This window comes from Azospirillum sp. UENF 211521 (assembly GCF_058780535.1).
In genome coordinates, this window is sequence record NZ_JBSNCF010000003.1 from 783,772 (window position 1) to 805,987 (window position 22,216).

Below are 22,216 nucleotides of genomic sequence, written 5' to 3' on the forward strand. Positions count from 1 at the left end.
CCCCCATGCCAAACAAGGCCATGCCCAACCTTCACCCCGTGGCTCCGGCGGCTCCCGTCGCCCCCGCCACGGCCCCCCGCCCGGTCGCGCTGGAGCTGCGCGACCTGACCACGGTCTTTCCCGGCGACGACGGGCCGGTCACCGTCATCGACGGCGTGTCGCTCGCCGTGCGGGCCGGCGGCACGCTGGCGGTGGTCGGCGAGTCCGGATCGGGCAAGTCGATGACCTTCCTGTCGGCGCTCGGCCTCGTCGCCGCACCGGGCCGCGTCCGCCGCGGCGAGGTGCGGATCGACGGCGCCGACATCCTGCACCAGCCGGCGGAACGGCTGCGCCGCCTGCGCGGGGCGGTGATATCGATGATCTTCCAGGACCCGCTGACCGCGCTGAACCCCGTCTTCACCATCGGCGAGCAGATCGTCGAGGTGCTGCGGGCCCACCAGCGCATCAGCCGCGCCGCCGCCCGCGCCCGCGCCATCGAGCTGCTGGCCCGCGTCCAGATCCCCGACCCGGCGCGGCGGGTGGACGACTACCCGCACCAGCTCAGCGGCGGGCAGCGCCAGCGCGTGCTGATCGCCATGGCAATCGCCCTGTCGCCGAAGATCCTGATCGCCGACGAGCCGACCACGGCGCTCGACGTGACGGTGCAGGCGCAGATCCTCGACCTGCTCGCCGACCTCCAGGCGGAGACCGGCATGGCGCTGGTGCTCATCACCCACGACCTGGGGCTGGTCGCCAGATACGCCGACGACGTGGCGGTGATGTACGCCGGGCGGCTGGTCGAGACCGGCTCCATGGAGGAGGTCTTCACCAAACCCCGCCACCCCTACACCCGCGCGCTGTTCCGCAGCATCCCCCGTCTCGACGGCCCGGTGGACGAGGAGCTTCCGGCCATCGAGGGCCAGCCGCCCAACGTCGCCCGCCTGCCGCCCGGCTGCGCCTTTGAGCCGCGCTGCACGGTCGGCCGCGGGCGCGCGGACTGCTGCACCCGGCGCCCGCTGCCGCTGGCCGGCGACCGCTCCGGCCACCGCAGCGCCTGTTTCCACGAAGACCTGCCCGACCGGAAGGAGGCCATCCGATGAGCGACACCCTCTCCGCACCGCCGCCGGCCCTGGAACTCGTCGACGCCACCCGCGTCTTCACCCGCCACGGCGGCCTGTTCAAGAAGGCCGGCAAGGCGGTGCGGGCGGTGGACGGCGTGTCGCTGACCATCCGTGCCGGCGAGACGCTGGGGCTGGTCGGTGAGAGCGGCAGCGGCAAGAGCACGCTCGGCCGCCTCGCCCTGCGGCTGGTCGAACCGACCAGCGGGCGGCTGCTGGTCGACGGGCGCGACGTGACCGGCGTGTCGAAGGCCGAGATGCAGGCGATGCGGCGCGACATCCAGATGGTCTTCCAGGACCCCTACGGATCGCTCGACCCCCGCGTCACCATTGGCCAGAGCATCGCCGAGCCGCTGAAGGTCCATGGCCTGTGGGACAGCGACGGGCCGCAGAAGGTCGCCGGGGTGATGAGCCTCGTCGGGCTCGACCCCTCGCACGCCGACCGCTACCCGCACCAGTTCTCCGGCGGCCAGCGCCAGCGCATCGGCATCGCCCGCGCCTTGACGCTCGACCCCAAGATCCTGGTGCTGGACGAACCGGTGTCGGCGCTCGACGTGTCGATCCAGGCGCAGATCATCAACCTGCTCCAGCGCATCCAGCGGGAGCGCGGGCTGTCCTACCTGTTCATCGCCCATGATCTGGCGGTGGTCCGCCATGTCAGCCACCGCATCGCCGTGATGTATCTCGGCAAGGTCGTGGAGATGGCGGAGCGCGACAACCTCTACCGCCGGCCGCTGCACCCCTACACCGTCTCGCTGCTGGCGGCGGTGCCCATCGCCGACGTGCGGATGCGCAACCGCCGCCGCACCTCGGTGACGATGGGCGAGATCGGCTCGGCCACCAACGTGCCGCCGGGCTGCCGTTTCCACCCGCGCTGCTATCGGGCGCGGCTGGTCGCCGCGGCGGGCGGCGTGCCCACCGAGCGCAGCGGCGACGCCCTGCTGCCGCGCGCCTGCCTGATCGACCAGCCCGCGTTGAAGGCCTGCGGCGGCACCGATCAAGTCGCCTGCCACTTCCCCGAAACACCGGAAACCCGGTCCGAGGTCGCCACGGCGGCCCTTCAGGACATCGGCTATCCGCCCATCCGTCCCATCCCCCTGCAATCAGCCTGAGGATCAACCCCCATGTTCAGTGTCACCGACGAGCTCAAGAACAACTATTCCGGCGTCTTCCAGAACCGGATCGGCTTCGGGCGGAAGGCCGCCATCATCTCCATCGACTTCATCGACTTCTACACCCAGCCCGGCGCCCCCTTCTTCGGGCAGGGTGTGGTGGACGCGACGATCGCCAGCGTGCCGCTCTACGCCGCTGCCCGCCGCGCCGGCCTGCCGGTCATCTACACCAAGGTCGTCTATGACACGGCGGGGACCGAGGGCGGCATGTTCGTCAAGAAGATCCCGGCGCTGCGCGCCTTCACCGCCGACAACCCGCTGGCCGAGTTCGACGCCCGCGTGACGCCGGAGCCGCAGGACGTTGTGCTGGTCAAGCACCATTCCTCCGCCTTCTTCGGCACGCCGCTCAGCACCATGCTGCGCGTGATGGAGTGCGACACGGTGATCCTCACCGGCTGCTCGACCAGCGGCTGCGTGCGGGCCACGGCGGTGGACGCGGTGTCCCATGGCTTCCGCGTCATCGTCCCCGCCGAATGCGTGGGCGACCGCCACCAAGCCCCGCACGATTCCGCCCTGTTCGACATGAACGCCAAGTACGGCGACGTGCTGCCGGTGGCGGAGGTGATGGCCTACGTCGAGAAGCAGGCCGAGGCCGTGGCCGCCTGATCCCTCCCAACCGCCTCTGACCCCATCCGAACTGTATGGAGCGGTGGTGCGCCCGCGGCCGACCGGCGGGCGCACCCCTGAACAATCTGCCGACATGATGCCCCTTTCCCATCCCCTCCAGTGGTGCCTGCTGGTGGGGGCGACCCTCCTGTTCACCGCCCTGTTCATGGTGGCCGGCCTTCCCGGCGCGACGCTGCTCGGCCCGATGGCGGCGGCGATTCTGCTGGGGGTGCGCGGCGCTTCGATCGAGCTGCCCAAGCGCTTCTCCTGGCTGGCCCAGGCGCTGACGGGGGGCGTCGTCGCCCGGTCCATGGACGTGACCATCCTGCACGACGTGGCGCTGCACTGGTTCCCCATGCTGATGGCGCTGTCCACAATGCTGGCCGGCGCGGTGCTGGTCGGCTGGCTGCTGGAGCGGTCGGGCCGCTTTCCCGGCGGCACCGCCCTGTGGGGGACCATGCCGGGCGCCGCCCCGGCGATGATCGCCATGGCCGGCGATTTCGGCGGCGACCCGCGCTTCGTCGCCGTCATGCAGTATCTGCGGGTGATCGTGGTCGTCGTCCTGGCCTCGCTCGTCTGCCATTTCCTTCTGGGCAGCGTCCCGGTGCCGATCGCCGTCCCTGGCGCCGTTCCCTCGCCATCGGCCTCCGTCGCCTCGACGCTGGCGCTGGTGGCGGTCGCGCTGGCCGGCGGCTGGGCCGGGACCGTGACGCGGCTTCCGGCGGGGCCGCTGCTGGGGCCGATCCTGCTCGGCGGCACGCTCAACATGACCGGGCTGGTGGTGCTGGACTCGCCGTCCTGGCTGATCGCCGTCGCCTTCACGATCATCGGCTGGACGACCGGCCTGCGCTTCCGGCGGGAGCTGCTGCGCGATCTGGTGGCGTCGGTGCCGCTGATGCTGCTGTCCACCTTCGGTCTGGTCGCGATGTCGCTCGGCTCCGCCTGGCTGCTGGTCACGCTGACCGGCAAGGACGCGCTGACCGCCTATCTGGCGACCAGCCCCGGCGGGTTGGATTCAGTGACGGTGGTGGCGCTGGGCAGCGCCGCCGACGTGCCCTTCATCCTCACTCTGCAGACTCTGCGGCTGTTCGGGACGATCCTGATGAGCGTTCTGCTTGTGCGATTCCTGCGCCGCCGATAGAACGCGGTCTCTTGCCCCGCCATTTTCCAAGCGCCGGCGCCCGACGCCCCGGCCGGAGGACACCGTGACCCCGTTCAGCGATGAGAAGGCGACCGGGACCGTCCGGTCCGAGCAGGTCGGCTCCATCATGACCGCCCTGCGCAACCGGGTGCTGGAGGGCAAGCTGCTCCCCGGCACCAAGCTGAAGGAGGCGGAACTGGCCGCCCAGTTCGGCGTGTCGCGGACCCCGATCCGCGAGGCGCTGGTGGCGGCCGAGCGGGAAGGGCTGGTCACCTACGAGACCAACCGCGGCTACACGGTGCGCCAGTTCACCCGGCGCGACCTGCTGGAAAGCTATGAGATGCGCAGCCTCCTGGAGGGGCATGGCTGCCGCATCGTGGCGGAGCGCGGCCTGCCGCTCGATGTGGAGCGGGCGCTGCGCAACGGCCTCGACCGCGCCGAGGCGCTGATCGCCGGCGACAGCCCGCTGGAGGGGGAGGCGCTGGAGCAGTGGCGCCTGCTGAACCAGCGCTTCCACACCACCCTGATGGGGCTGGTGCCGAGCGGGCTGTTCAACCGCTCCTTCCAGACCGTCTACCGGGTCCCGAAGATCTACGACGTCCTGGAGATGGAGAAGGACGGTCCCACCCTGCGCCAGTACAACGAGGAACACCGCCGCATCCTTGACGCCATCGCCCGCCGCCAGAGTGGGCGGGTGGAGTTCCTGATGCGGGAGCATCTCCAGGGGCCGTGCGATTTGCTTCTCCGCCGGATGGAGGAAGCGCCGGGCGGGTGAGGGAGCGTGTCGCCGTGCTGACGGTGCCCCCTCCCTAACCCTCCCCCTCTTCGAGGTGGAGGGGACTGCCGCCGCTTCGCAGAAGGCACCCTCTCCCGCGCAGCGGGGGGGGGGGCGGGGTGGGGGAAAGAACCTCACCATTTCATGCACTTACCAACCCACCATATACGCGTCGTATATTTCACGCCCCCCACCGCCCCCCTCGAATCTATACGCGCTTCGGGCGCAGCCTGATCGTGCCGGACACAGCCGTGCCGGCATCCGATCCACGCTGACGCGCGCCCGGCGGTCCGGACGCGCCCCGGAGGCAACCATGCTGGACATCATCGCGCTGGCGATCACCGCGGCCTTCTTCGCCGCGTCCATCGCCTATGTGCACGCCTGCGACCGCTTGTGAGGGGGGCCGGGCCATGATCGTCGATTACGCGCTCGGCGGCCTCGTCGCCGCCGGGCTGCTGGGCTACCTCGTGTACGCCCTGATCCGCCCCGAACGGTTCTGAGGAGACTCCCATGACCGTCAGCGGCTGGATCAACATCCTGCTCTTCGCCGCCCTCGTGGCCGCCGTGGCGCGCCCGCTCGGCGGCTACATGACGCGGCTGTTCAACGGGGAGCGCACGCTGCTGTCGCCGCTGCTCGGCCCCGTCGAGCGCGGGCTCTACCGCTTGGCCGGGGTGGACGCGAAGGCGGAGCAGCATTGGGTGACCTACGCCGTCGCCATGCTGCTGTTCAACGCCGCCGGCCTGCTGCTGCTCTACGCGCTGCAGCGCCTCCAGGGCGTCCTGCCCCTGAACCCTACGGGCATGGCGGCGGTGCCCGCCGATCTCGCCTTCAACACCGCCGCCAGCTTCGTCACCAACACGAACTGGCAGAATTACGGCGGCGAAAGCACGATGAGCCATCTCGTGCAGATGGCCGGGCTGACCGTGCAGAACTTCGTGTCGGCGGCGACCGGCATCGCGCTGGCCGTGGCTCTGGTCCGCGGCTTCACCCGCACCGGGGCGCGGACGGTCGGCAATTTCTGGACCGACCTGACCCGCGGCACGCTCTACCTGCTGCTGCCGCTCAGCCTGCTCTACGCGCTGTTCCTGGTCTGGCAGGGCGTGCCGCAGACGCTGGCCGGGACGGTGGACGCCACCACGCTGGAGGGCGCCCGGCAGACCATCGCGCTCGGCCCCGTCGCCTCGCAGGAGGCGATCAAGATGCTGGGCACCAACGGCGGCGGCTTCTTCAACGCCAACTCCGCCCATCCCTTCGAGAATCCGAACGCCCTGACCAATCTGGTGCAGATGCTGTCGATCTTCGCCATCGGCGCCGGGTTGACCAACCTGTTCGGGCGTATGGCCGGAGACGAGCGGCAGGGCTGGGCCATCCTGGCCGCCATGGGCCTGCTGTTTTTCATCGCCGCCGCCGCCGTCTATTGGGCGGAGGCCCAGGGCAACCCGGCCTTTGCCGCCCTCGGGCTGGACAACGCCGCCGGCAACATGGAGGGCAAGGAGACCCGCTTCGGCATCGCCATGAGCGCCCTGTTCGCCGCGGTGACCACGGCAGCCTCCTGCGGCGCGGTCAACGCCATGCACGACAGCTTCATGCCGCTGGGCGGCATGGTGCCGATGGTCAACATGATGCTGGGCGAGGTCATCGTCGGCGGCGTCGGGGCCGGCCTCTACGGCATGCTGCTGTTCGCCATCGTTACCATGTTCGTCGCCGGGCTGATGGTCGGGCGCACGCCGGAATATCTGGGCAAGAAGCTGGAGGCGAAGGAGGTCAAGATGACCATGCTTGCCGTCCTCTGCCTGCCCCTGTTGATGCTGGGCGGCACCGCCTTCGCCGTGGTGCTGGACACCGGCCTCGCCGCGCTCGCCAACGCCGGACCGCACGGCTTCTCGGAGGCGCTCTACGCCTACGTCTCGGCGGCGGCCAACAACGGCAGCGCCTTCGGCGGGCTGTCGGGCAACACGCTCTGGTACAACCTGACGCTGGCCGCCGGGATGCTGGTGGGCCGTTTCCTGGTCATCGTGCCGATGCTGGCGGTTGCCGGCTCGCTCGCCGCCAAGACGCGCAGCGCGGCCTCGGCCGGCACCTTCCCGACCCACGGCGGCCTGTTCGTCGGGCTGCTGGCCGGAGTCATCCTGATCGTCGGCGGCCTGACCTTCTTCCCGGCGCTCGCCCTCGGCCCGGTGGCCGAGCATCTGGCGATGCGCGCCGGCCTCCTCTTCTGACCGGGGACCCTCCATGGACACCCATTCGAAAACCGCCACCCGGACTCCGGCCTCCACGCTGCTGGACTCGGCCATCCTGCTGCCCGCCGTCGCCGGCTCCGTCCGCAAGCTCGACCCGCGGCTGATGGCCCGCAACCCGGTGATGTTCTGCGTGGAGGTGGTGGCGGCGCTGACCACGCTGCTGTTCCTGCGCGACCTGCTTAGCGGCGCTGGGGGGATCGGCTTCTCCCTGCAGATCGTGCTGTGGCTGTGGTTCACCCTGCTCTTCGCCAACTTCGCGGAGGCGGTGGCGGAAGGCCGCGGCAAGGCCCAGGCGGCCAGCCTGCGCCGCACCCGCACGGAGACCACCGCCAAGCGGCTGGCCGGCGCCGGCTGGGAGAGCGTCCCGGCCACCGCGCTCAAGCCCGGCGACCTCGTTCTGGTGGAGGCCGGCGACCTCATCCCCTCCGACGGCGAGGTGGTGGAAGGCGTGGCCAGCGTCAACGAGGCGGCGATCACCGGCGAATCCGCCCCGGTCGTCCGCGAATCCGGCGGCGACCGCTCCGCGGTGACCGGCGGCACGCAGGTGATTTCCGACTGGATCAAGGTGCGGATCACCGCGGCCCAGGGCAACACCTTCCTCGACCGCATGATCGGGCTGGTCGAAGGCGCTCAGCGGCAGAAGACGCCGAACGAGATCGCGCTGAACATCCTGCTGGCCGGCATGACGGTCATCTTCGTCATCGCCGTGGCGACCATCCCCAGCTTCGCCGCCTACGCCGGCGGGTCGGTCGGGGTGCTGGTGCTGGCGGCGCTGTTCGTCACGCTGATCCCGACCACCATCGGCGCACTGCTGTCGGCCATCGGCATCGCCGGCATGGACCGGCTGGTCCGCTTCAACGTGCTGGCCATGTCGGGCCGGGCGGTGGAGGCGGCGGGCGACGTGGACACGCTTCTGCTCGACAAGACCGGCACGATCACGCTGGGCAACCGGCAGGCGGCCGAGTTCCTGCCGATCTCCGGCGTGGCCGACCGCGATCTTGCCGACGCCGCCCAGCTCGCCTCGCTGGCCGACGAGACGCCGGAGGGCCGCTCCATCACCGTCCTGGCGAAGGAGAAGTACGGAATCCGCGCCCGCGACATGGCCGGGCTGCACGCCCAGTTCGTGCCCTTCACCGCCCAGACGCGGCTGAGCGGCATCGACAGCGACGGCGTGACGATCCGCAAGGGTGCCGTGGACGCCGTGCTGGCCCATGTGCGGACCCTCGGTCCGGGCACCGCCAGCCAAGGCAACACGGTGACCGCGTTGCGCCCCGATCCCGCCCTGGAGGCGGCGGTGCGCGAGGTGCAGGCCATCGCGGAGCGCGTCGCCAAGTCCGGCGGCACGCCTCTGGCCGTCGCCCGCGACGGTCGGCTGCTCGGCGTCATCCACCTGAAGGACATCGTCAAGGGCGGCATCCGGGAGCGCTTCGCGGCGCTGCGCCAGATGGGCATCAAGACGGTGATGATCACCGGCGACAACGCCATGACCGCCGCCGCCATCGCGGCGGAGGCCGGGGTGGACGACTTCCTCGCCCAGGCGACGCCGGAGATGAAGCTGCAGCTCATCCGCGACGAGCAGGCGCGGGGCAAGCTGGTCGCCATGTGCGGCGACGGCACCAACGACGCCCCGGCGCTGGCCCAGGCCGACGTCGGCGTGGCGATGAACACCGGCACCGTCGCCGCCCGCGAGGCCGGCAACATGGTCGACCTGGACAGCGACCCGACCAAGCTGATCGAGATCGTGGAGATCGGCAAGCAGCTGCTGATGACCCGCGGCGCGCTGACCACCTTTTCCATCGCCAACGACGTGGCGAAATACTTCGCGATCATCCCCGCCATGTTCCTGGCCTTCTACCCGCAACTGGGCGCCCTGAACGTGATGGGGCTGGCCAGCCCGGAGAGCGCCATCCTGTCGGCGATCATCTTCAACGCGCTGATCATCGTGGCGCTGATCCCGCTGGCGCTGCGCGGCGTCGCCTACCGGGCGGTGGGCGCGGCGCGGCTGCTGCGCCGGAACCTGCTGATCTACGGGCTGGGCGGTCTGATCGTGCCCTTCGTCGGGATCAAGCTGATCGACCTGCTCGTCACCGCCATCGGACTCGTGTGAGGACCCCGCCATGATCAAGGAACTGCGTCCCGCCCTCGTCATGATCGCCGCGCTGACCGTGGTGACCGGGCTGATCTACCCGCTGGCCGTCACCGGCATCGCCCAGGCCGTCTTTCCCCATCAGGCCAACGGCAGCCTGATCGAGCGGAACGGGACGGTTGTCGGCTCCGCCCTGATCGGCCAGGGCTTTGCCGGGGAGGGCTATGTCCATGGGCGGCCCTCCGCCACGCTGGGGCCGGACCCGGCCGACCCATCGAAGAGCGTGCCGGCGCCCTACAACGCCGGGGCCTCCGGCGGCTCCAACCTCGGCCCGACCGCCCAGGCGCTGGCCGACCGGGTGCGGGAGGAGACGGAGCGGTTGAAGGCCGAGAATCCGGGCGTCCCGGTGCCGGTCGAGCTGGTGACGGCCTCGGCCAGCGGTCTCGACCCGCATCTGTCGCCCGCCGCCGCCGACTTCCAGGTTCCCCGGATCGCCCGCGCCCGTGGCATTACGGAGGCCCAGGTCCGCGCCCTGGTCGCCCTGAGCACCGAGCCCTCATTGCTCGGACCGCTGGCGGAACCGGTGGTCAACGTGCTGCGGCTCAATCTCGCCCTCGACGCCGCCACGGCGACGCATTAGCTGAAGGTCAACAGGCGGCCCCGCTCCGTCTCCCGCGCCGGCGGGGGAGGGGAGGAGAGGCCGCCGATCCGTTCTGAAAGCCGCCCCGATGCCGAACGACCGAACCGCCGCTACCGCCCGGCCTTCGCCTGACGCGCTCCTGCGCGCGGCGGCGCGGGAGGGGCGCGGGCGGCTGAAGCTGTTCCTGGGTGCGGCCCCCGGCGTCGGCAAGACCTACGAGATGCTGCTGACCGCCCAGGCCAAGCGGCGCGACGGGGTGGACGTGGTGGCCGGCGTGGTCGAGACCCATGGCCGGCGCGAGACCGAGGCGCTGATCGCCGGGCTGGAGGTCATTCCCCGCCGCAAGGTCGAGTACAAGGGCCGCCGGCTCGACGAGATGGACCTCGACGCCATCCTCGCCCGCCGCCCGGCCATCGTGCTGGTGGACGAGCTGGCCCACACGAACGCCCCCGGCAGCCGGCACGCCAAGCGCTACCTCGACGTGGAGGAGATCCTCGCCGCCGGGATCGACGTCTACACGACGATGAACATCCAGCATGTGGAGAGCCTGAACGACGTCGTCGCCCGGATCACCCGCGTCCGCGTGCGCGAGACGGTGCCGGACTCGATCCTCGACCGCGCCGACGACATCGAGGTCATCGACATCACGCCGGACGACCTGATCCAGCGGTTGAAGGACGGCAAGGTCTATGTCCCGCGCACCGCCGAGCGGGCGATCCGCCACTATTTCTCCCCCGGCAACCTGACGGCGCTGCGCGAGCTGGCGTTGCGCCGCACCGCCCAGCGGGTGGACGACCAGCTTCTCACCCACATGCAGGCCCACGCCATCGCCGGTCCCTGGGCGGCGGGGGAGCGGCTGCTGGTCTGCGTGAACGAGGACCCGGCCTGCGCCGCCGTCGTCCGTTACGCCCGCCGTCAGGCCGAGCGGCTGCGCGCCCACTGGACCGCGCTGCATGTCGAGACTCCGCGCAGCCTGCGCCTGAGCGAGGCCGAGCGCGACCGCATCGCCGACGCGCTGCGGCTGGTCGAAAAGCTGGGCGGCGAGGCGGTGACCATCCCCGGCGGCGATGTCGCCGGCACGGTGGTCGAGTATGCGCGGACCAACAACGTCGCCCACATCGTCATCGCCAAGTCCCACCGCGGCCCCTGGGCGGAGCTGCTGCGCAGCTCGATCGCCTTCACCTTGATCCGGCAGGCCGGCGGCATCAGCGTGCACGTCATCGCCGACGACGCCGAGGAGCCGATCCCGCCCAAGACCGTGCGCACCGCGGCCCCCCGGCGCCCGGCGCTGTCCGGCTGGCCCTATGCCGCCGCCACCGGCTACGTCGCGCTGGCGTTGGGCGTCGGGGAGGTGCTTCAGCAGGTGCTCGACGTCAGCAACGTCGCGCTGGTCTTCCTGACGGCGGTGCTGGCCAGCGCGGTGGCCGGCGGGCTGGGGCCGTCGCTCTACGCCTGCGTCGCCAGCATCCTGGCCTTCAACTACTTCTTCCTGAACCCGCTCTACACCTTTTCCATCGCCGATCCGGAGAACATCGTCGCGCTGTTCTTCTTCGCGGTGGTCGCGGTGATCGCCAGCAACCTGACCGCCCGCGTGCGCGCCCAGGCCGTCACCGCCCGGCTGCGCGCCAAGACGACCGAGGACCTCTACGGCTTCAGCCGCAAGCTGGCCGGCGTGGTCACCATGGACGATCTGCTGTGGGCGACCGCCCACCAGATCGCGGCGATGCTGAAGGTGCATGTGGTCCTGCTGCTGCCCGACGGCGGCACCGTGTCCGTCCGCGTCGGCTACCCGCCGGAGGACGAGCTGCGCGAGGCCGACCTCGCCGCCGCCGTCTGGGCCTGGGAGAACAACCGGCCGGCCGGGCGCGGCTCGGACACGCTGCCCGGCGCCAAGTGGCTGTTCCTTCCCCTGCGCACCGGGCGCGGGCCGGTCGGGGTGGTCGGCATCGACACCGACACCGCCCGCACCGGCAAGCCCGGCGCCCTGCTGACCCCCGACCAGCGCCGCCTGCTCGACGCGCTGACCGATCAGGCCGCTCTCGCCATCGAGCGCGTCACCCTGGCGGAGGATGTGGACCGCGCCCGACTGGCCGCCGAGACGGAGCGGCTGCGCTCGGCCCTGCTCACCTCGATCTCCCACGACCTGCGGACGCCGCTGGCCTCCATCCTGGGATCGGCGACCAGCCTGACCGCCTACGGCGCCGGGATGGACGAGGCGTCGCGCCGCGACCTCGCCGCCACCATCCAGGAGGAGGCGGAGCGGCTGAACCGCTTCATCGCCAACCTGCTGGACATGACGCGCCTGGAATCGGGAGCGATCCGTCCGCGCACCGGCCCGGTCGATCTGGCCGAGACGGTGGGCAGCGCGCTGGGGCGGGCGGGGCGCATCCTGGCCGGGCACCGGGTGGACGTCGATCTGGCCGCCGACCTGCCGATGCTGGAGGCGGACGACGTGCTGTTCGAACAGGTTCTCTTCAATCTGCTGGACAACGCGGCCAAATACGCGCCAACAGGCTCGCTGATCGAGGTCGGAGCGTCGCGGGAGGGCGGTCGGGTGCGCATCGAGGTGCGGGACGAGGGCGACGGCATCCCGGCGGCGGATGTCGAGCGCATCTTCGACAAGTTCTACCGCGTCCAGGCCCAGGACCGGCAGCGCGCCGGGACCGGGCTGGGGCTGGCGATCTGCCGCGGCTTCGTCGAGGCGATGGGCGGCACCATCGCCGCCGGCAACCGCAACGACCGCTCCGGCGCTGTCTTCACCCTGACCATGCCCGCCGCCGCCGCCCTGCCCGATCTTGAGGGGCCCGGCCTTGAGGAGGAGGGGGCGCCATGAGGTCGGACACCCTGCCGCTGCGCGTCCTGGTGGTGGACGACGAGCCGCCGATCCGCCGCTTCCTGCGCACCACCCTGTCAGCCCAGGGCTACGACATCGCCGAGGCGGAGGACGGGGCGGGCGCACTGGAGGCGATGCGGCGGCGCCCGCCCGACCTGCTGGTGCTCGACCTCGGCCTGCCGGGGATCGGCGGGCTGGAGGTGATCCGCCGCCTGCGCGCCGACGGTGTGGCCGCCCCGATCATCGTGCTGTCCAGCCGCGCCGACGAGGCGGGAAAGGTGGAGGCTCTGGACCTCGGCGCCGACGACTATGTGACCAAGCCCTTCGGCATGGACGAGCTTCTCGCCCGCATCCGCGCCGCGCTGCGCCACCGCCTGCAGCAGCAGGGGGAGCGCCCGCTGTTCCGCAGCGGCGACCTCGCCGTCGATCTGGTGCGGCGGATCGTGACCGTCCGCGGCGCGGAGGTGAAGCTGTCGCCGCGCGAATACGACCTGCTGCGCCTGCTGGTCGCCCATGCCGGCAAGGTGCTGACCCACCGCTTCATCCTGAAGGAGGTCTGGGGGGCGGACACCGACGTGCAGTATCTGCGCATCTACATCCGCCAGCTCCGCCAGAAGATCGAGGCGGAGCCGGAGCGCCCCTCGCACATCCTGACCGAGACCGGGGTCGGCTACCGGCTGCGCGCGCCGGACTGATCCCGCCCTCACCTCCATTGCAACCCACCGCTGCACGCCAAACCTGCTGCGCCGTGGTTGGATTCGTGCGACAGAACCCCCAGGGCCGCTGTTCCTGGCGAATGCCCCAACAAAAAAGATGACCGCACACCGCCATTGAACCCAACCGCAGCTTTCGAAGAGATTTTCATATGGAAAGCGTCGATCTCTGGTCGCAGCTCACCGCCCTCGGGCAGGTGGTCGCCATCGACCTCGTTCTCGCCGGCGACAACGCCATCGTGGTCGGCATGGCCGCCGCCGCCGTTCCCGTGGAGCAGCGCCGCAAGGTAATCGTCTGGGGCATCGGTGCCGCCATCATCCTGCGCATCTTCTTCGCCCTGATCACCACCCAGCTTCTTGCCATCATCGGGCTGACCCTGGCCGGCGGCGTGCTGCTGCTGTGGGTCTGCTGGAAGATGTTCCGCGAGCTGCGCTCCGGAGGGGCGGACGAGGTAACACCCGACGAGGCGCTGGCCGCAACCGGCTCCGGCTCCGGGGACGCCGCGGTCGGTGCGGCGGTGGCGACGACCACCTTCGGCGCGGCGGTCTGGCATATCGTGGTGGCCGACGTGTCGATGTCACTGGACAATGTGCTGGCGGTGGCCGGTGCGGCCAAGGACCATCCGACGGTCCTGGTCCTCGGCCTGCTGCTGTCGGTCATCCTGATGGGCGCCGCGGCCAACGTGATCGCCCACATCCTGCACAAGCACCGCTGGATCGGCTGGATCGGCCTCGCCATCATCACCTATGTGGCGCTCGACATGATCTGGCGCGGCGGCAACGAGGTGCTGACCCAGGCCCATCTGCTCTGACGCGTCACCATGTCCCTTCCCCGCCCCAGGGGCTGTCACCCCGCAACGCCGTCGAGTTCCGGCATCCGCCAGTTCCCGCCGAGGTCGGCGTTGCGCAGCAGCAGGAACAGCTCGTCCTGCGAGCGGGTGACGGCGGTGTAGAGCCAGCGCCACTTGTGCTCGCGAAAGGCGGCGGAATCGTCGAGCACGGTGACCGAGGGGAACTCCGACCCCTGGGCGGAATGGCAGGTGATCATCCAGGCCCAATCGAACTGCTGCACGTCGCGCTCCACCCGCGGCGCCTTGGTCTCGCCGCTGTAGTGGGCCTGGAACATCCAGGGATGGACCATCAGCTTGCTGCGGGGCTTCACCTCGTCCTCCATATGGACGCCGAGCGACCACAGCCCGTCCTGGCGGCCCCGCCCCTCGGCTGCCGGGCGGGTCAGCGTGCCGATCATGCCGTTGAACAACCCCTCCTCGCGGTCGTTGCGGCGGCAGATCACCCGCTCGCCGGCCTGGGGCATCACCGTGTCGAAGCCGTGGCGGGTGCGGATGCGCCGGGTGAAGTCGGTGCGCACATGGTGGGTGCCGCAGATGGTCTGGGTGTCCACCCGCAGGGCCAGCGGCTCGGTCACCCGGTTCAGCGGCAGGACATGGGCGTTCCCGGCGGTGCCGAAGCGGCGCGGCAGCTCCTGCCGGCGCAGCAGATGGGCGAGCCGGATCACCGGGCTCTCCCGCGCCGTGCGGTGCGGCTCGACCAGCCGGAAATCCGGCTCGCCCTTGGTCAGGGTGCCCTGGCCGGTCACCGGGGGGAGCTGGTAGTCGTCGGCGATCATCAGGATCTTCTTGCCGGAGCGCAGCAGGTCGCCTGCCACGTCGTCCCCGACCATCGAGCCCTCGTCGCAGACGATCAGGTCGGCCTCGGCGAACTTGCCCTCCGACTTGCGGGCGAAGAACAGCTCGCCGGTGTCGTCGTCCTGCCGCGGCGCGTAGATCAGCGAATGCAGCGTCGCCGCCCGGTCGATGCCCTTGCGGCGCAGCACCTGCGCGGCCTTGCCGGTGGGCGCGCCGACCACGAAATTCTCCAGGTTGCGGCGGTCCTGGAGGTGGTCCAGCGCGAAGACGGTGGTCTTGGTCTTGCCGGTCCCAGCCTCGCCGGCCAGCCAGAACATCTGGGGGGCCGCGGGGTCGGCGTACCAGGCGTCGATGGCCTGGATCGCCCGGAACTGCTCGTCGGTCGGGGTGTCGGTTGTGCTGGGCATGGAGCGCGGGGGAGGGGGCTGCTGGGCGGGACACAGTAGCCCGCCCGGCTGCCCGCGGCCAAGCCTTACGGCTCGGCCCGGAAGGGACCGCTGATAACCCGGCGCAGGCCAGCGAACAGAGTCAGGCCGCCCGACACCACCCCGACATAGACGAACAGCGCGTCATGCCCGAACCATTCCATGGCCGCCGTCGCCAGCAGCGGGCCGAGGGCGGCGCCCAACGCCCAGGCGAGCAGCAGCGCGCTGGCCAGCGGCACCGTCTCCTCCACCGTCACATGGTCGTTGGCGTGGGCCACGCAGATCGCGTAGAGCGACAGCGCCGCGCTGCCCCACAGGGTGAACAGGGCGAGCAGGACGGCCTGCGGCGCCGCCCCGCCGGGCGGGTTGGCGAAGACGGCGATCAGGAAGGCGGCGACCGTCGCCACCCCGGACACGGCGAAGATCACCAGCCGCCGGTCGTGGCGGTCGGAAAACCGGCCGATCGGCCATTGCAGCACGACGCTGCCCACCTGGATGCCCGACATGATCAGCGCGACCCCGGCGGCGGGCAGGGCCAGCCCGGCGAGCCAGGCCGGACCGATCCCGGTGACCGCGGTGTTGCACAGCCCGACCATCAGGCAGCCGGCGAAGGCCACCGGCGCCCGCCGCACATACTGCCAGGGCGAGGGCGCCGGCCCCTTCGGCGCGGCGCTGGCCGGCGGGCGGATCACAGCCACCGGAACCAGCGACAGGCCGTAGCAGCCCGCCGCCAGGACGGTCAGCCACAGGGCCGACAGGTTCGGGCTGGCGAGCAGCATCTGGCCGCCGATCACCGCCACCTTGCAGGCGATCATGTAGAGGGAGAAGACGCTGCCCCGCGACCCCGGCGGCGATAGGGCGGCCAGACCGCTTTCCGCGACGGTGAGCATCCCGACGTAGGACACCCCCATCAGCAGCCGCAGCCCGACCCAGGCCTGGGCGTCGGGCAGCAGGTTCAGCAGCAGCGTGGCGGCGGCGGCGAGCAGCCCGAAGGCGGCGAAGGACCAAACGCCGCCCACCCGGCGGATCATCCAGGGGGCGGCCCAGCAGCCCAGCACGAAGCCGACCGAATAGGCCGAGGCCACCGCCCCGACGACCAGCGGCGGGGCCGCCGCCTCGGCGAGGCGGAGCGGCAGCAGGATCTGCAGGATGCCGTTGGCGACCTGGATGACGCAGACGCCGAGGATCAGCGCGGCCAGCACCGTGAGCGGCGAGGCGGGCGCCCGTTGGGTGTGGGGCAAGATGGACGGGGCGTCAGTGGTTTCCGGGCAGGGTGTCCAGCGGGTCGTCGTCCGCCGGCTGCGGGCGGGCGCCGGCCAGATGGCCGTCCACCAGCGCGCGCAGGAAGCCGCGGGTGCGCTCCTGGGTCGGGTTGGTGAAGATCTGCTCCGGCGAACCGGACTCGACGATGCGCCCGTCGGCCATGACGACCACGGTGTCGGCGACCTCGCGGGCGAAGCCCATCTCGTGGGTCACCACCATCATGGTCATGCCCTCCTCGGCCAACGTCTTCATGACCTGCAGCACCTCGCCGACCAGCTCGGGGTCGAGCGCGGAGGTCGGCTCGTCGAACAGCATCACCTTCGGCTTCATGGCGAGCGCGCGGGCGATGGCGGCGCGCTGCTTCTGCCCGCCCGACAGGGTGGACGGATAGACGTCGGCCTTGTCGCCCAGCCCCACCTTGCGCAGCAGCTCCATGGCCAGCTCCCGCGCCTCGGCCTTGGCCATGCCGCGCACCACGACGGGGGCGCGCATGACGTTCTCCACCGTGGTCATGTGCGGGAACAGGTTGAAGGACTGGAAGACCATGCCGGTCTCGGCGCGCAGCGCGTTCAGCTCCTTGTCGGGGAGCGGCTTGCCGTCGGCGATGATGGTGCGGTGGTTGATGCGGATCTCGCCGCGGTCGGCGGTCTCCAGGCAGTTGCAGCAGCGCAGCAGCGTGCTCTTGCCCGACCCGGACGGGCCGATGACCACGGTGGTGCGCGACGGCGGCACGGTCAGGCTGACGTCCTTCAGCACCTCGGTGCTGCCGAAGCTCTTGTAGACGTTGCGGATCTCGATCACCGGCTTACCCTCTTTCCACAGTCATGCGCTTTTCGATCTGGCGCAGGATCCAGGTGGCCGCGTTGGTCAGCACGAAATAGATCAGCGCCACCGCGATGTAGACCTCCAGCGCGCGGAAGCTGGTGGAGATGATGCGCTGCCCCTCGCGCATCACGTCGTCGATGGTCAGCAGCGACACCAATGCCGAGTTCTTGATGAGCGCGATGGTCTCGTTGCCCAGCGGCGGCAGCATGCGGCGGAAGGCCTGCGGCAGGACCACTTCCCACATCGCCTCGCGGTAGGACATGCCGAGCGAGCGGGCGGCCTCCATCTGGCCGCGGTCGATGGACTGGATGGCGCCGCGCACCACCTCCGACACGTAGGAGCCGCTGTAGATGCCGAGCCCGATCACGCCGCACAGCATCGCCGGCAGCAGGATGCCGAACTGCGGCAGGCCGAAGAACAGCAGGAACAGCTGCACCAGCAGCGGCGTGCCGCGGATGAAGGCGACATAGGCCGACGCGATGCCGTACAGCACGCGCCGCGCCGGGTTGAGGCGGATGATGCCGACGAGCAGGCCGAGCACGGCGCTGAGCAGGAAGGCCGCCGCGGTCACCTCGATGGTGACCACGGTGCCCTTCAGCAGCTCCGGCAACCCTCCCCAGACGGGGGCGAAGTCGAGCGTCACGGGAGGGGTCCTCCGTTCACAAGGATATCGATCACTTCTTGGCTTCGAACCACTTGTCGATGAGCTTCTGGTAGGTGCCGTCAGCCTTCAGCTTGGTGATGGCGGCGTTCACCTTGGTCACCAGCTCGGTGTTGTCCTTGCGCATGGCGAAGCCGTAATCCTCGGTGGTGAGCTGGTCGTCCAGCACCTTCACGGTCGGATGCGTCTGGGCGTAGAGCTTGGCGGCGGGCTTGCCGGTCACCGCGACGTCGGTGCGGCCGGTCTCGACCTGCCCGAACATCTCGGCGTTGGTTTCGACCTCGACGATCTTCGTCTTCGGGAAATGCTCCTTCAGATGGACGACCGACTTGGTGCCGATCTGCACGGCGGCGGTCTTGCCTTCGAGGTCGGCCGGGCCCTTCACGGCGGTGTTGTTCGCCTTGACCATGATGACGAGGCCGCCCGGATAGTAGGTGTCGGAGAAGGCGACGACCTTGCGGCGCTCCTCGGTGATGTACATGGCCGAGGCGATCATGTCGAAGCGGTTGGCCATCAGGCCGGGGATCAGGCCCTTGAAGTCGATGTCCACCCACTCGACGCCTTTGGTGGCGCCCAGCTCCTTGGCGATGGCCTCGACCAACTCGATGTCGAAGCCGGTCTTCTTGCCGTCCTGCGAGAACTCGAAGGGCGCGAAGGTGGCGTCCACGCCGACGCGGAAGGTGCCGTTCTGCTTGATCGAGGCGATAACCGCGTCCTCGGCGCGCGCCGGGACGGACCCGGCGCCGACCATCGTGACGACCGCGGCGGCGGCGAAGGAGGCGGCGGCGAGAAACTTGCCAAAGGACTTCATGGGTCGGAATTTCCCTGTTCGTTGCGCCTGCGTTGCCAGTTTCGGACGCCGGGGAACCCCCTTGCGCAGCGAGCGGCTTGGCAGCGCCGTGTTTTGCCTATAAAACATATGTTGCCCAGGGAAAACAGCCGCGTCAACGCCGTTTGTCATACTGGAGCATGACGGACGCCCCATGGCAACGCTGGTGTTGCGGCCACGTAACGCGAACGTCGCGGAAGCCGGGGGCGACCGAACAGGGACGCGAAAAGTTTTGCTGACAAAACACTTGTCGCACGGGAGAGAGGATATGGACGTTTTCGGGTTTCGCGCCGCGCGCCGTCCGGTGCTGGTCAGCCTGCCCCATGTCGGCACGGCGCTGCCGGACGGATTCATCGGCCGGCTGGTGCCGGAGGCGCAGGGCCTGCCCGACACGGACTGGCACCTGCCGCGTCTCTACGACTTCCTGGAGGATCTTGGAGTCGGGGTGATCCAGGCGCGCTTCTCGCGCTACGTCGTCGATCTGAACCGCCCCAGCAACGACACGCCGCTCTACAGCGGCGCCACCACGGGCCTGTGCCCGACCACCCTGTTCGACGGGGCGCCGCTCTACCAGCCGGGCGCCGAACCGGACGCGGCGGAGGTGGCCGAGCGGGTCACCCGCTACTGGACGCCCTACCACGACGCCATCACCGCGGAGATGACCCGGCTGCGCGACCGCTTCGGGCGGGCGGTGCTGTTCGACGCCCATTCCATCCGCTCCGTCGTGCCGCGGCTGTTCGAGGGGCGTTTGCCCGACCTGAACATCGGGACCAACGACGGGCGCAGCGCCGATCCGGTGCTGAGCGAGCGACTGGTCGCGGTCGGCGCGGATGCCGGAGCCGATGGCTTCACCCACGTTCTCAACGGGCGTTTCAAGGGTGGCCACATCACCCGGCATTTCGGGCGCCCGTCCGAGGGCTGGCACGCCGTGCAGCTCGAGATGGCGCAGGTGACCTACATGGAGGAGGATGCGCCCTTCGCCTTCGACGAGGCGCGCGCCGAGCGGATTCGTCCGCATCTCCGGCACTTCATCGGAGCGATGGCCGATTGGGCGGAGGAGCGGGCGTGACGGAGGCGGCGATGGACAGCGTGAACGGGCTTTTCTGCGGACGGGCGCTGCTGCCCGAGGGTTGGGCCTCCAACGTGGCGCTGCGTTTCGACGCGCGGGGCACGCTGATCGCGGTCGAGCGGGACGCGGAGGCGAACGGCCTCCCGCAGGCCGCCGGGCCGGTGATCCCCGGCATGCCCAACCTGCACAGCCACGCCTTCCAGCGCGCCATGGCCGGGCTGACCGAATACGCCGGTGCGTCGGAGGACAGCTTCTGGACGTGGCGCGACGCCATGTACGGCTTCGTCCGCCGCATGACGCCGGAAGCGGCGGAGGCCGTCGCGGCGCTGCTCTACATGGAGATGGCGAAGCAGGGATACACGGCGGTCGCGGAGTTCCACTACCTGCACCACGGTGCCGACGGGCGCCCCTACGCCGACCGGGCGGAGATGTCGCGCCGCATCCTGGCCGCCGCCGACACGGCCGGGATCGGCCTGACCCACCTGCCGGTGCTCTACGCCCACAGCGGCTTCGGCGGCAAGCCGCCGTCCGACGGGCAGAAGCGCTTCATCAACGACGTGGACGGGCTGCTGTCCATCGTCTCCGCCATGCAGAAGGCCATGGGCACGGAGCGGGCCGGCCGCCGCACCGGTCTCGCCCTGCATTCGCTGCGCGCGGTGACGCCGGAGGAGATGCGCGACGCGCTGGCCGGCCTCGACGCGCTCGACCCCGGCGCGCCCATCCACATCCACATCGCCGAGCAGACGGCGGAGGTGGACGACTGCGTCGCCTGGAGCGGCAAGCGCCCGGTGGAATGGCTGCTGGAGAACGCCCCGGTCGGGCCGCGCTGGTGCCTCGTCCATGCCACGCATGTGACCCCGGCCGAAGTCGACGGCATGGCGGCGAGCGGCGCGGTGGCCGGACTCTGCCTGACGACCGAGGCCAATCTGGGCGACGGGCTGTTCCCCGCCATCCCCTTTCTGGCGCAGGGCGGGCGGTTCGGCGTCGGGTCGGACAGCCACATCAGCGTGTCGGCGGCGGAGGAACTGCGCCTGCTGGAATACGGCCAGCGGCTGGTGCAGCGGCGGCGCAACGTGCTGCGCATCGGGGATTGCCCGTCCATCGGCGGCGGCCTCTACCGGGCGGCGGTTGCCGGCGGCGCGCAGGCGCTGGGCCAGCCGGTCGCCGGCGGCGGGATTCAGGTGGGCCAGCCCGCCGACCTCGTGGTGCTTGACGCCGACAACCCGAAACTGCTTTCTCGGACCGACGACAGCCTTCTGGATGCCTATGTCTTCGCCAGCGACGGGCACGCCGTGCGCGACGTGGTCGCGGCGGGGCGGACCGTGGTGCGCGAGGGCCGCCACGTCCGGGAGGACGCCATCCGGGCCGCCTACCGGCGCGCCATCGAGGGGTTGCGCCGGGACAGATGAGCGAGACCGATCCGAACACCTACATCGCCCCGGCGCTGCAGCGCGGGCTGGCCATCCTGGAGCTGTTCACGCCGCAGCGCCGGACCCTGTCCCTGACCGACATCGCCAAGGCGTTGGGGATCGGGCGGGCCTCGGCCTACCGGCTGGTCTTCACGCTGGAGCATCTCGGCTACATCGGGCGGATGGGGGACGGCAAGTCCTACCGCTTGGCGCCGCGGTCGATGCAACTCGGCTACCATTACCTGTCGGGGCTGGACGGGATCGAGGTGGCGATCCCCTACATCGACGGGCTGCGCGACAGCACGCAGATCTCCGCCCACATGGCGGTGCGCGACGGGACGGAGATCGTCTACGTCTACCGCGCGCACTCGCACATGACGCTGTCCAGCAACATCGCGGTCGGCTACCGCCTGCCGGCCCACGCCACCGCGATGGGCCGGATGCTGCTGAGCGGCCTTTCCGACGAAGCCATCGCGCAGCTCTACACCGGCGTGCGGCTGGACCGCTACAGCGACACCACGGCGGTCACCCTGACCTCGCTGATCCAGGAGGTGGCGGAGGACCGCAAGCGCGGCTGGACGATGAACCGCTCCTCCTTCGTGTCGGGGATCGTCGCCATCGCGGCGGCCATCCGCGACCACCGGGGCGAGGTCATCGCCGCCATCAACCTGTCCGGCCCAAGCGCCGTGATGGACCAGCCTGCCACGCTCGACCATCTGCGCACCAAGGTGGTGGAGACGGCGGACGCGATCTCGCACCAGCTCGGTTACCTGCCGCGCGGGTGA

At 70.5% G+C, this 22,216-nt stretch carries 20 protein-coding genes; 15 read left to right on the top strand and 5 right to left on the bottom strand.

The window, feature by feature from the left end:
• The first annotated feature begins 5 nt into the window (after positions 1 to 5).
• The 12 genes from ACWPN5_RS28230 (at position 6) to ACWPN5_RS28285 (ending at position 14,116) form a co-directional block, all read left to right on the top strand.
• A complete protein-coding gene (locus ACWPN5_RS28230) occupies positions 6 to 1,079 on the top strand; it encodes an ABC transporter ATP-binding protein (protein ID WP_492298692.1) in 1,074 nt (357 codons plus the stop codon).
• Positions 1,076 to 2,209 (top strand): ABC transporter ATP-binding protein, encoded by a 1,134-nt coding sequence (locus ACWPN5_RS28235; RefSeq protein ID WP_492298693.1) that lies wholly within the window; start codon positions 1,076 to 1,078, stop codon positions 2,207 to 2,209. The genes ACWPN5_RS28230 and ACWPN5_RS28235 overlap by 4 nt, the downstream gene beginning before the upstream one ends.
• Before the next feature lie 12 nt (positions 2,210 to 2,221).
• Positions 2,222 to 2,875 (top strand): isochorismatase family protein, encoded by a 654-nt coding sequence (locus tag ACWPN5_RS28240; RefSeq protein ID WP_200478495.1) that lies wholly within the window; start codon positions 2,222 to 2,224, stop codon positions 2,873 to 2,875.
• A 94-nt stretch (positions 2,876 to 2,969) separates the two neighbouring features.
• Positions 2,970 to 4,016: an AbrB family transcriptional regulator gene (locus ACWPN5_RS28245; protein WP_492298695.1), complete on the top strand. Its 1,047-nt coding sequence runs from the start codon at positions 2,970 to 2,972 to the stop codon at positions 4,014 to 4,016.
• Positions 4,017 to 4,080: 64 nt separating this feature from the next.
• Positions 4,081 to 4,791, top strand: a complete 711-nt coding sequence (locus tag ACWPN5_RS28250; protein ID WP_244947872.1) for a GntR family transcriptional regulator — start codon at positions 4,081 to 4,083, stop codon at positions 4,789 to 4,791.
• A gap of 410 nt (positions 4,792 to 5,201) precedes the next feature.
• Entirely contained in the window at positions 5,202 to 5,291 is a 90-nt protein-coding gene (locus ACWPN5_RS28255; RefSeq protein WP_035680142.1) for a K(+)-transporting ATPase subunit F, read from the top strand.
• A 10-nt stretch (positions 5,292 to 5,301) separates the two neighbouring features.
• Positions 5,302 to 7,011 carry a potassium-transporting ATPase subunit KdpA gene (kdpA, locus tag ACWPN5_RS28260; protein WP_492298697.1) on the top strand — a complete coding sequence of 570 codons (1,710 nt, stop codon included), beginning with the start codon at positions 5,302 to 5,304 and terminating at the stop codon, positions 7,009 to 7,011.
• 13 nt (positions 7,012 to 7,024) lie between these two features.
• A complete protein-coding gene (gene kdpB / locus ACWPN5_RS28265; RefSeq protein ID WP_145682103.1) occupies positions 7,025 to 9,139 on the top strand; it encodes a potassium-transporting ATPase subunit KdpB in 2,115 nt (704 codons plus the stop codon).
• 10 nt (positions 9,140 to 9,149) lie between these two features.
• Positions 9,150 to 9,758, top strand: coding sequence for a potassium-transporting ATPase subunit KdpC (gene kdpC / locus ACWPN5_RS28270; RefSeq protein WP_145682104.1), 609 nt, complete (start codon positions 9,150 to 9,152; stop codon positions 9,756 to 9,758).
• An 88-nt stretch (positions 9,759 to 9,846) separates the two neighbouring features.
• Complete coding sequence (locus tag ACWPN5_RS28275; RefSeq protein ID WP_492298698.1) at positions 9,847 to 12,591, top strand: DUF4118 domain-containing protein; 2,745 nt, start codon at positions 9,847 to 9,849, stop codon at positions 12,589 to 12,591.
• The gene (locus ACWPN5_RS28280) at positions 12,588 to 13,286 is read left to right on the top strand and encodes a response regulator (protein WP_145682106.1); all 699 of its coding nucleotides are present in this window, start codon (positions 12,588 to 12,590) and stop codon (positions 13,284 to 13,286) included. The genes ACWPN5_RS28275 and ACWPN5_RS28280 overlap by 4 nt, the downstream gene beginning before the upstream one ends.
• A gap of 170 nt (positions 13,287 to 13,456) precedes the next feature.
• Positions 13,457 to 14,116, top strand: a complete 660-nt coding sequence (locus ACWPN5_RS28285; RefSeq protein ID WP_145682107.1) for a TerC family protein — start codon at positions 13,457 to 13,459, stop codon at positions 14,114 to 14,116.
• Between the two features lie 35 nt (positions 14,117 to 14,151).
• On the opposite strand, the gene ACWPN5_RS28290 is transcribed toward ACWPN5_RS28285, so the two are convergent.
• The 5 genes from ACWPN5_RS28290 to ACWPN5_RS28310 all read right to left on the bottom strand — a co-directional run bounded on the left by ACWPN5_RS28290 (position 14,152) and on the right by ACWPN5_RS28310 (position 18,935).
• A complete protein-coding gene (locus ACWPN5_RS28290) occupies positions 14,152 to 15,357 on the bottom strand; it encodes an ATP-dependent DNA helicase (RefSeq protein ID WP_492298701.1) in 1,206 nt (401 codons plus the stop codon).
• 65 nt (positions 15,358 to 15,422) lie between these two features.
• On the bottom strand, positions 15,423 to 16,616 hold the full coding sequence (locus tag ACWPN5_RS28295; RefSeq protein WP_492298703.1) for an MFS transporter: 1,194 nt from the start codon (positions 16,614 to 16,616) through the stop codon (positions 15,423 to 15,425).
• Positions 16,617 to 16,629: 13 nt separating this feature from the next.
• Positions 16,630 to 17,439 (bottom strand): amino acid ABC transporter ATP-binding protein, encoded by an 810-nt coding sequence (locus tag ACWPN5_RS28300; protein WP_492298704.1) that lies wholly within the window; start codon positions 17,437 to 17,439, stop codon positions 16,630 to 16,632.
• 4 nt (positions 17,440 to 17,443) lie between these two features.
• Positions 17,444 to 18,106 carry an amino acid ABC transporter permease gene (locus tag ACWPN5_RS28305; RefSeq protein WP_014241975.1) on the bottom strand — a complete coding sequence of 221 codons (663 nt, stop codon included), beginning with the start codon at positions 18,104 to 18,106 and terminating at the stop codon, positions 17,444 to 17,446.
• A 31-nt stretch (positions 18,107 to 18,137) separates the two neighbouring features.
• The gene (locus ACWPN5_RS28310; protein WP_145682111.1) at positions 18,138 to 18,935 is read right to left on the bottom strand and encodes a glutamine ABC transporter substrate-binding protein; all 798 of its coding nucleotides are present in this window, start codon (positions 18,933 to 18,935) and stop codon (positions 18,138 to 18,140) included.
• A 286-nt stretch (positions 18,936 to 19,221) separates the two neighbouring features.
• Here ACWPN5_RS28310 and hutG point away from each other — a divergent pair, with 286 nt between their 5' ends.
• Genes hutG through ACWPN5_RS28325 form a run of 3 tightly spaced genes read left to right on the top strand, consistent with a single transcriptional unit; the run spans position 19,222 to position 22,216 of the window.
• Complete coding sequence (gene hutG, locus ACWPN5_RS28315; RefSeq protein WP_200478453.1) at positions 19,222 to 20,022, top strand: N-formylglutamate deformylase; 801 nt, start codon at positions 19,222 to 19,224, stop codon at positions 20,020 to 20,022.
• An 11-nt stretch (positions 20,023 to 20,033) separates the two neighbouring features.
• Positions 20,034 to 21,431, top strand: a complete 1,398-nt coding sequence (locus ACWPN5_RS28320) for a formimidoylglutamate deiminase (protein WP_247888224.1) — start codon at positions 20,034 to 20,036, stop codon at positions 21,429 to 21,431.
• Positions 21,428 to 22,216, top strand: a complete 789-nt coding sequence (locus ACWPN5_RS28325; RefSeq protein WP_145682114.1) for an IclR family transcriptional regulator — start codon at positions 21,428 to 21,430, stop codon at positions 22,214 to 22,216. The genes ACWPN5_RS28320 and ACWPN5_RS28325 overlap by 4 nt, the downstream gene beginning before the upstream one ends.

Excerpts from the sequence above, each read along its gene's own strand:
- ACWPN5_RS28290 (WP_492298701.1), bottom strand. The coding sequence starts at position 15,357 with ATGCCCAGCACAACCGACACCCCGACCGACGAGCAGTTCCGGGCGATC.
- ACWPN5_RS28240 (WP_200478495.1), top strand. The coding sequence starts at position 2,222 with ATGTTCAGTGTCACCGACGAGCTCAAGAACAACTATTCCGGCGTCTTC.
- hutG (WP_200478453.1), top strand. The coding sequence starts at position 19,222 with ATGGACGTTTTCGGGTTTCGCGCCGCGCGCCGTCCGGTGCTGGTCAGC.
- kdpC (WP_145682104.1), top strand. The coding sequence starts at position 9,150 with ATGATCAAGGAACTGCGTCCCGCCCTCGTCATGATCGCCGCGCTGACC.
- kdpB (WP_145682103.1), top strand. The coding sequence starts at position 7,025 with ATGGACACCCATTCGAAAACCGCCACCCGGACTCCGGCCTCCACGCTG.
- ACWPN5_RS28255 (WP_035680142.1), top strand. The coding sequence starts at position 5,202 with ATGATCGTCGATTACGCGCTCGGCGGCCTCGTCGCCGCCGGGCTGCTG.
- ACWPN5_RS28310 (WP_145682111.1), bottom strand. The coding sequence starts at position 18,935 with ATGAAGTCCTTTGGCAAGTTTCTCGCCGCCGCCTCCTTCGCCGCCGCC.
- ACWPN5_RS28230 (WP_492298692.1), top strand. The coding sequence starts at position 6 with ATGCCAAACAAGGCCATGCCCAACCTTCACCCCGTGGCTCCGGCGGCT.
- kdpA (WP_492298697.1), top strand. The coding sequence starts at position 5,302 with ATGACCGTCAGCGGCTGGATCAACATCCTGCTCTTCGCCGCCCTCGTG.
- ACWPN5_RS28275 (WP_492298698.1), top strand. The coding sequence starts at position 9,847 with ATGCCGAACGACCGAACCGCCGCTACCGCCCGGCCTTCGCCTGACGCG.
- ACWPN5_RS28285 (WP_145682107.1), top strand. The coding sequence starts at position 13,457 with ATGGAAAGCGTCGATCTCTGGTCGCAGCTCACCGCCCTCGGGCAGGTG.
- ACWPN5_RS28280 (WP_145682106.1), top strand. The coding sequence starts at position 12,588 with ATGAGGTCGGACACCCTGCCGCTGCGCGTCCTGGTGGTGGACGACGAG.
- ACWPN5_RS28320 (WP_247888224.1), top strand. The coding sequence starts at position 20,034 with ATGGACAGCGTGAACGGGCTTTTCTGCGGACGGGCGCTGCTGCCCGAG.
- ACWPN5_RS28235 (WP_492298693.1), top strand. The coding sequence starts at position 1,076 with ATGAGCGACACCCTCTCCGCACCGCCGCCGGCCCTGGAACTCGTCGAC.
- ACWPN5_RS28245 (WP_492298695.1), top strand. The coding sequence starts at position 2,970 with ATGATGCCCCTTTCCCATCCCCTCCAGTGGTGCCTGCTGGTGGGGGCG.
- ACWPN5_RS28325 (WP_145682114.1), top strand. The coding sequence starts at position 21,428 with ATGAGCGAGACCGATCCGAACACCTACATCGCCCCGGCGCTGCAGCGC.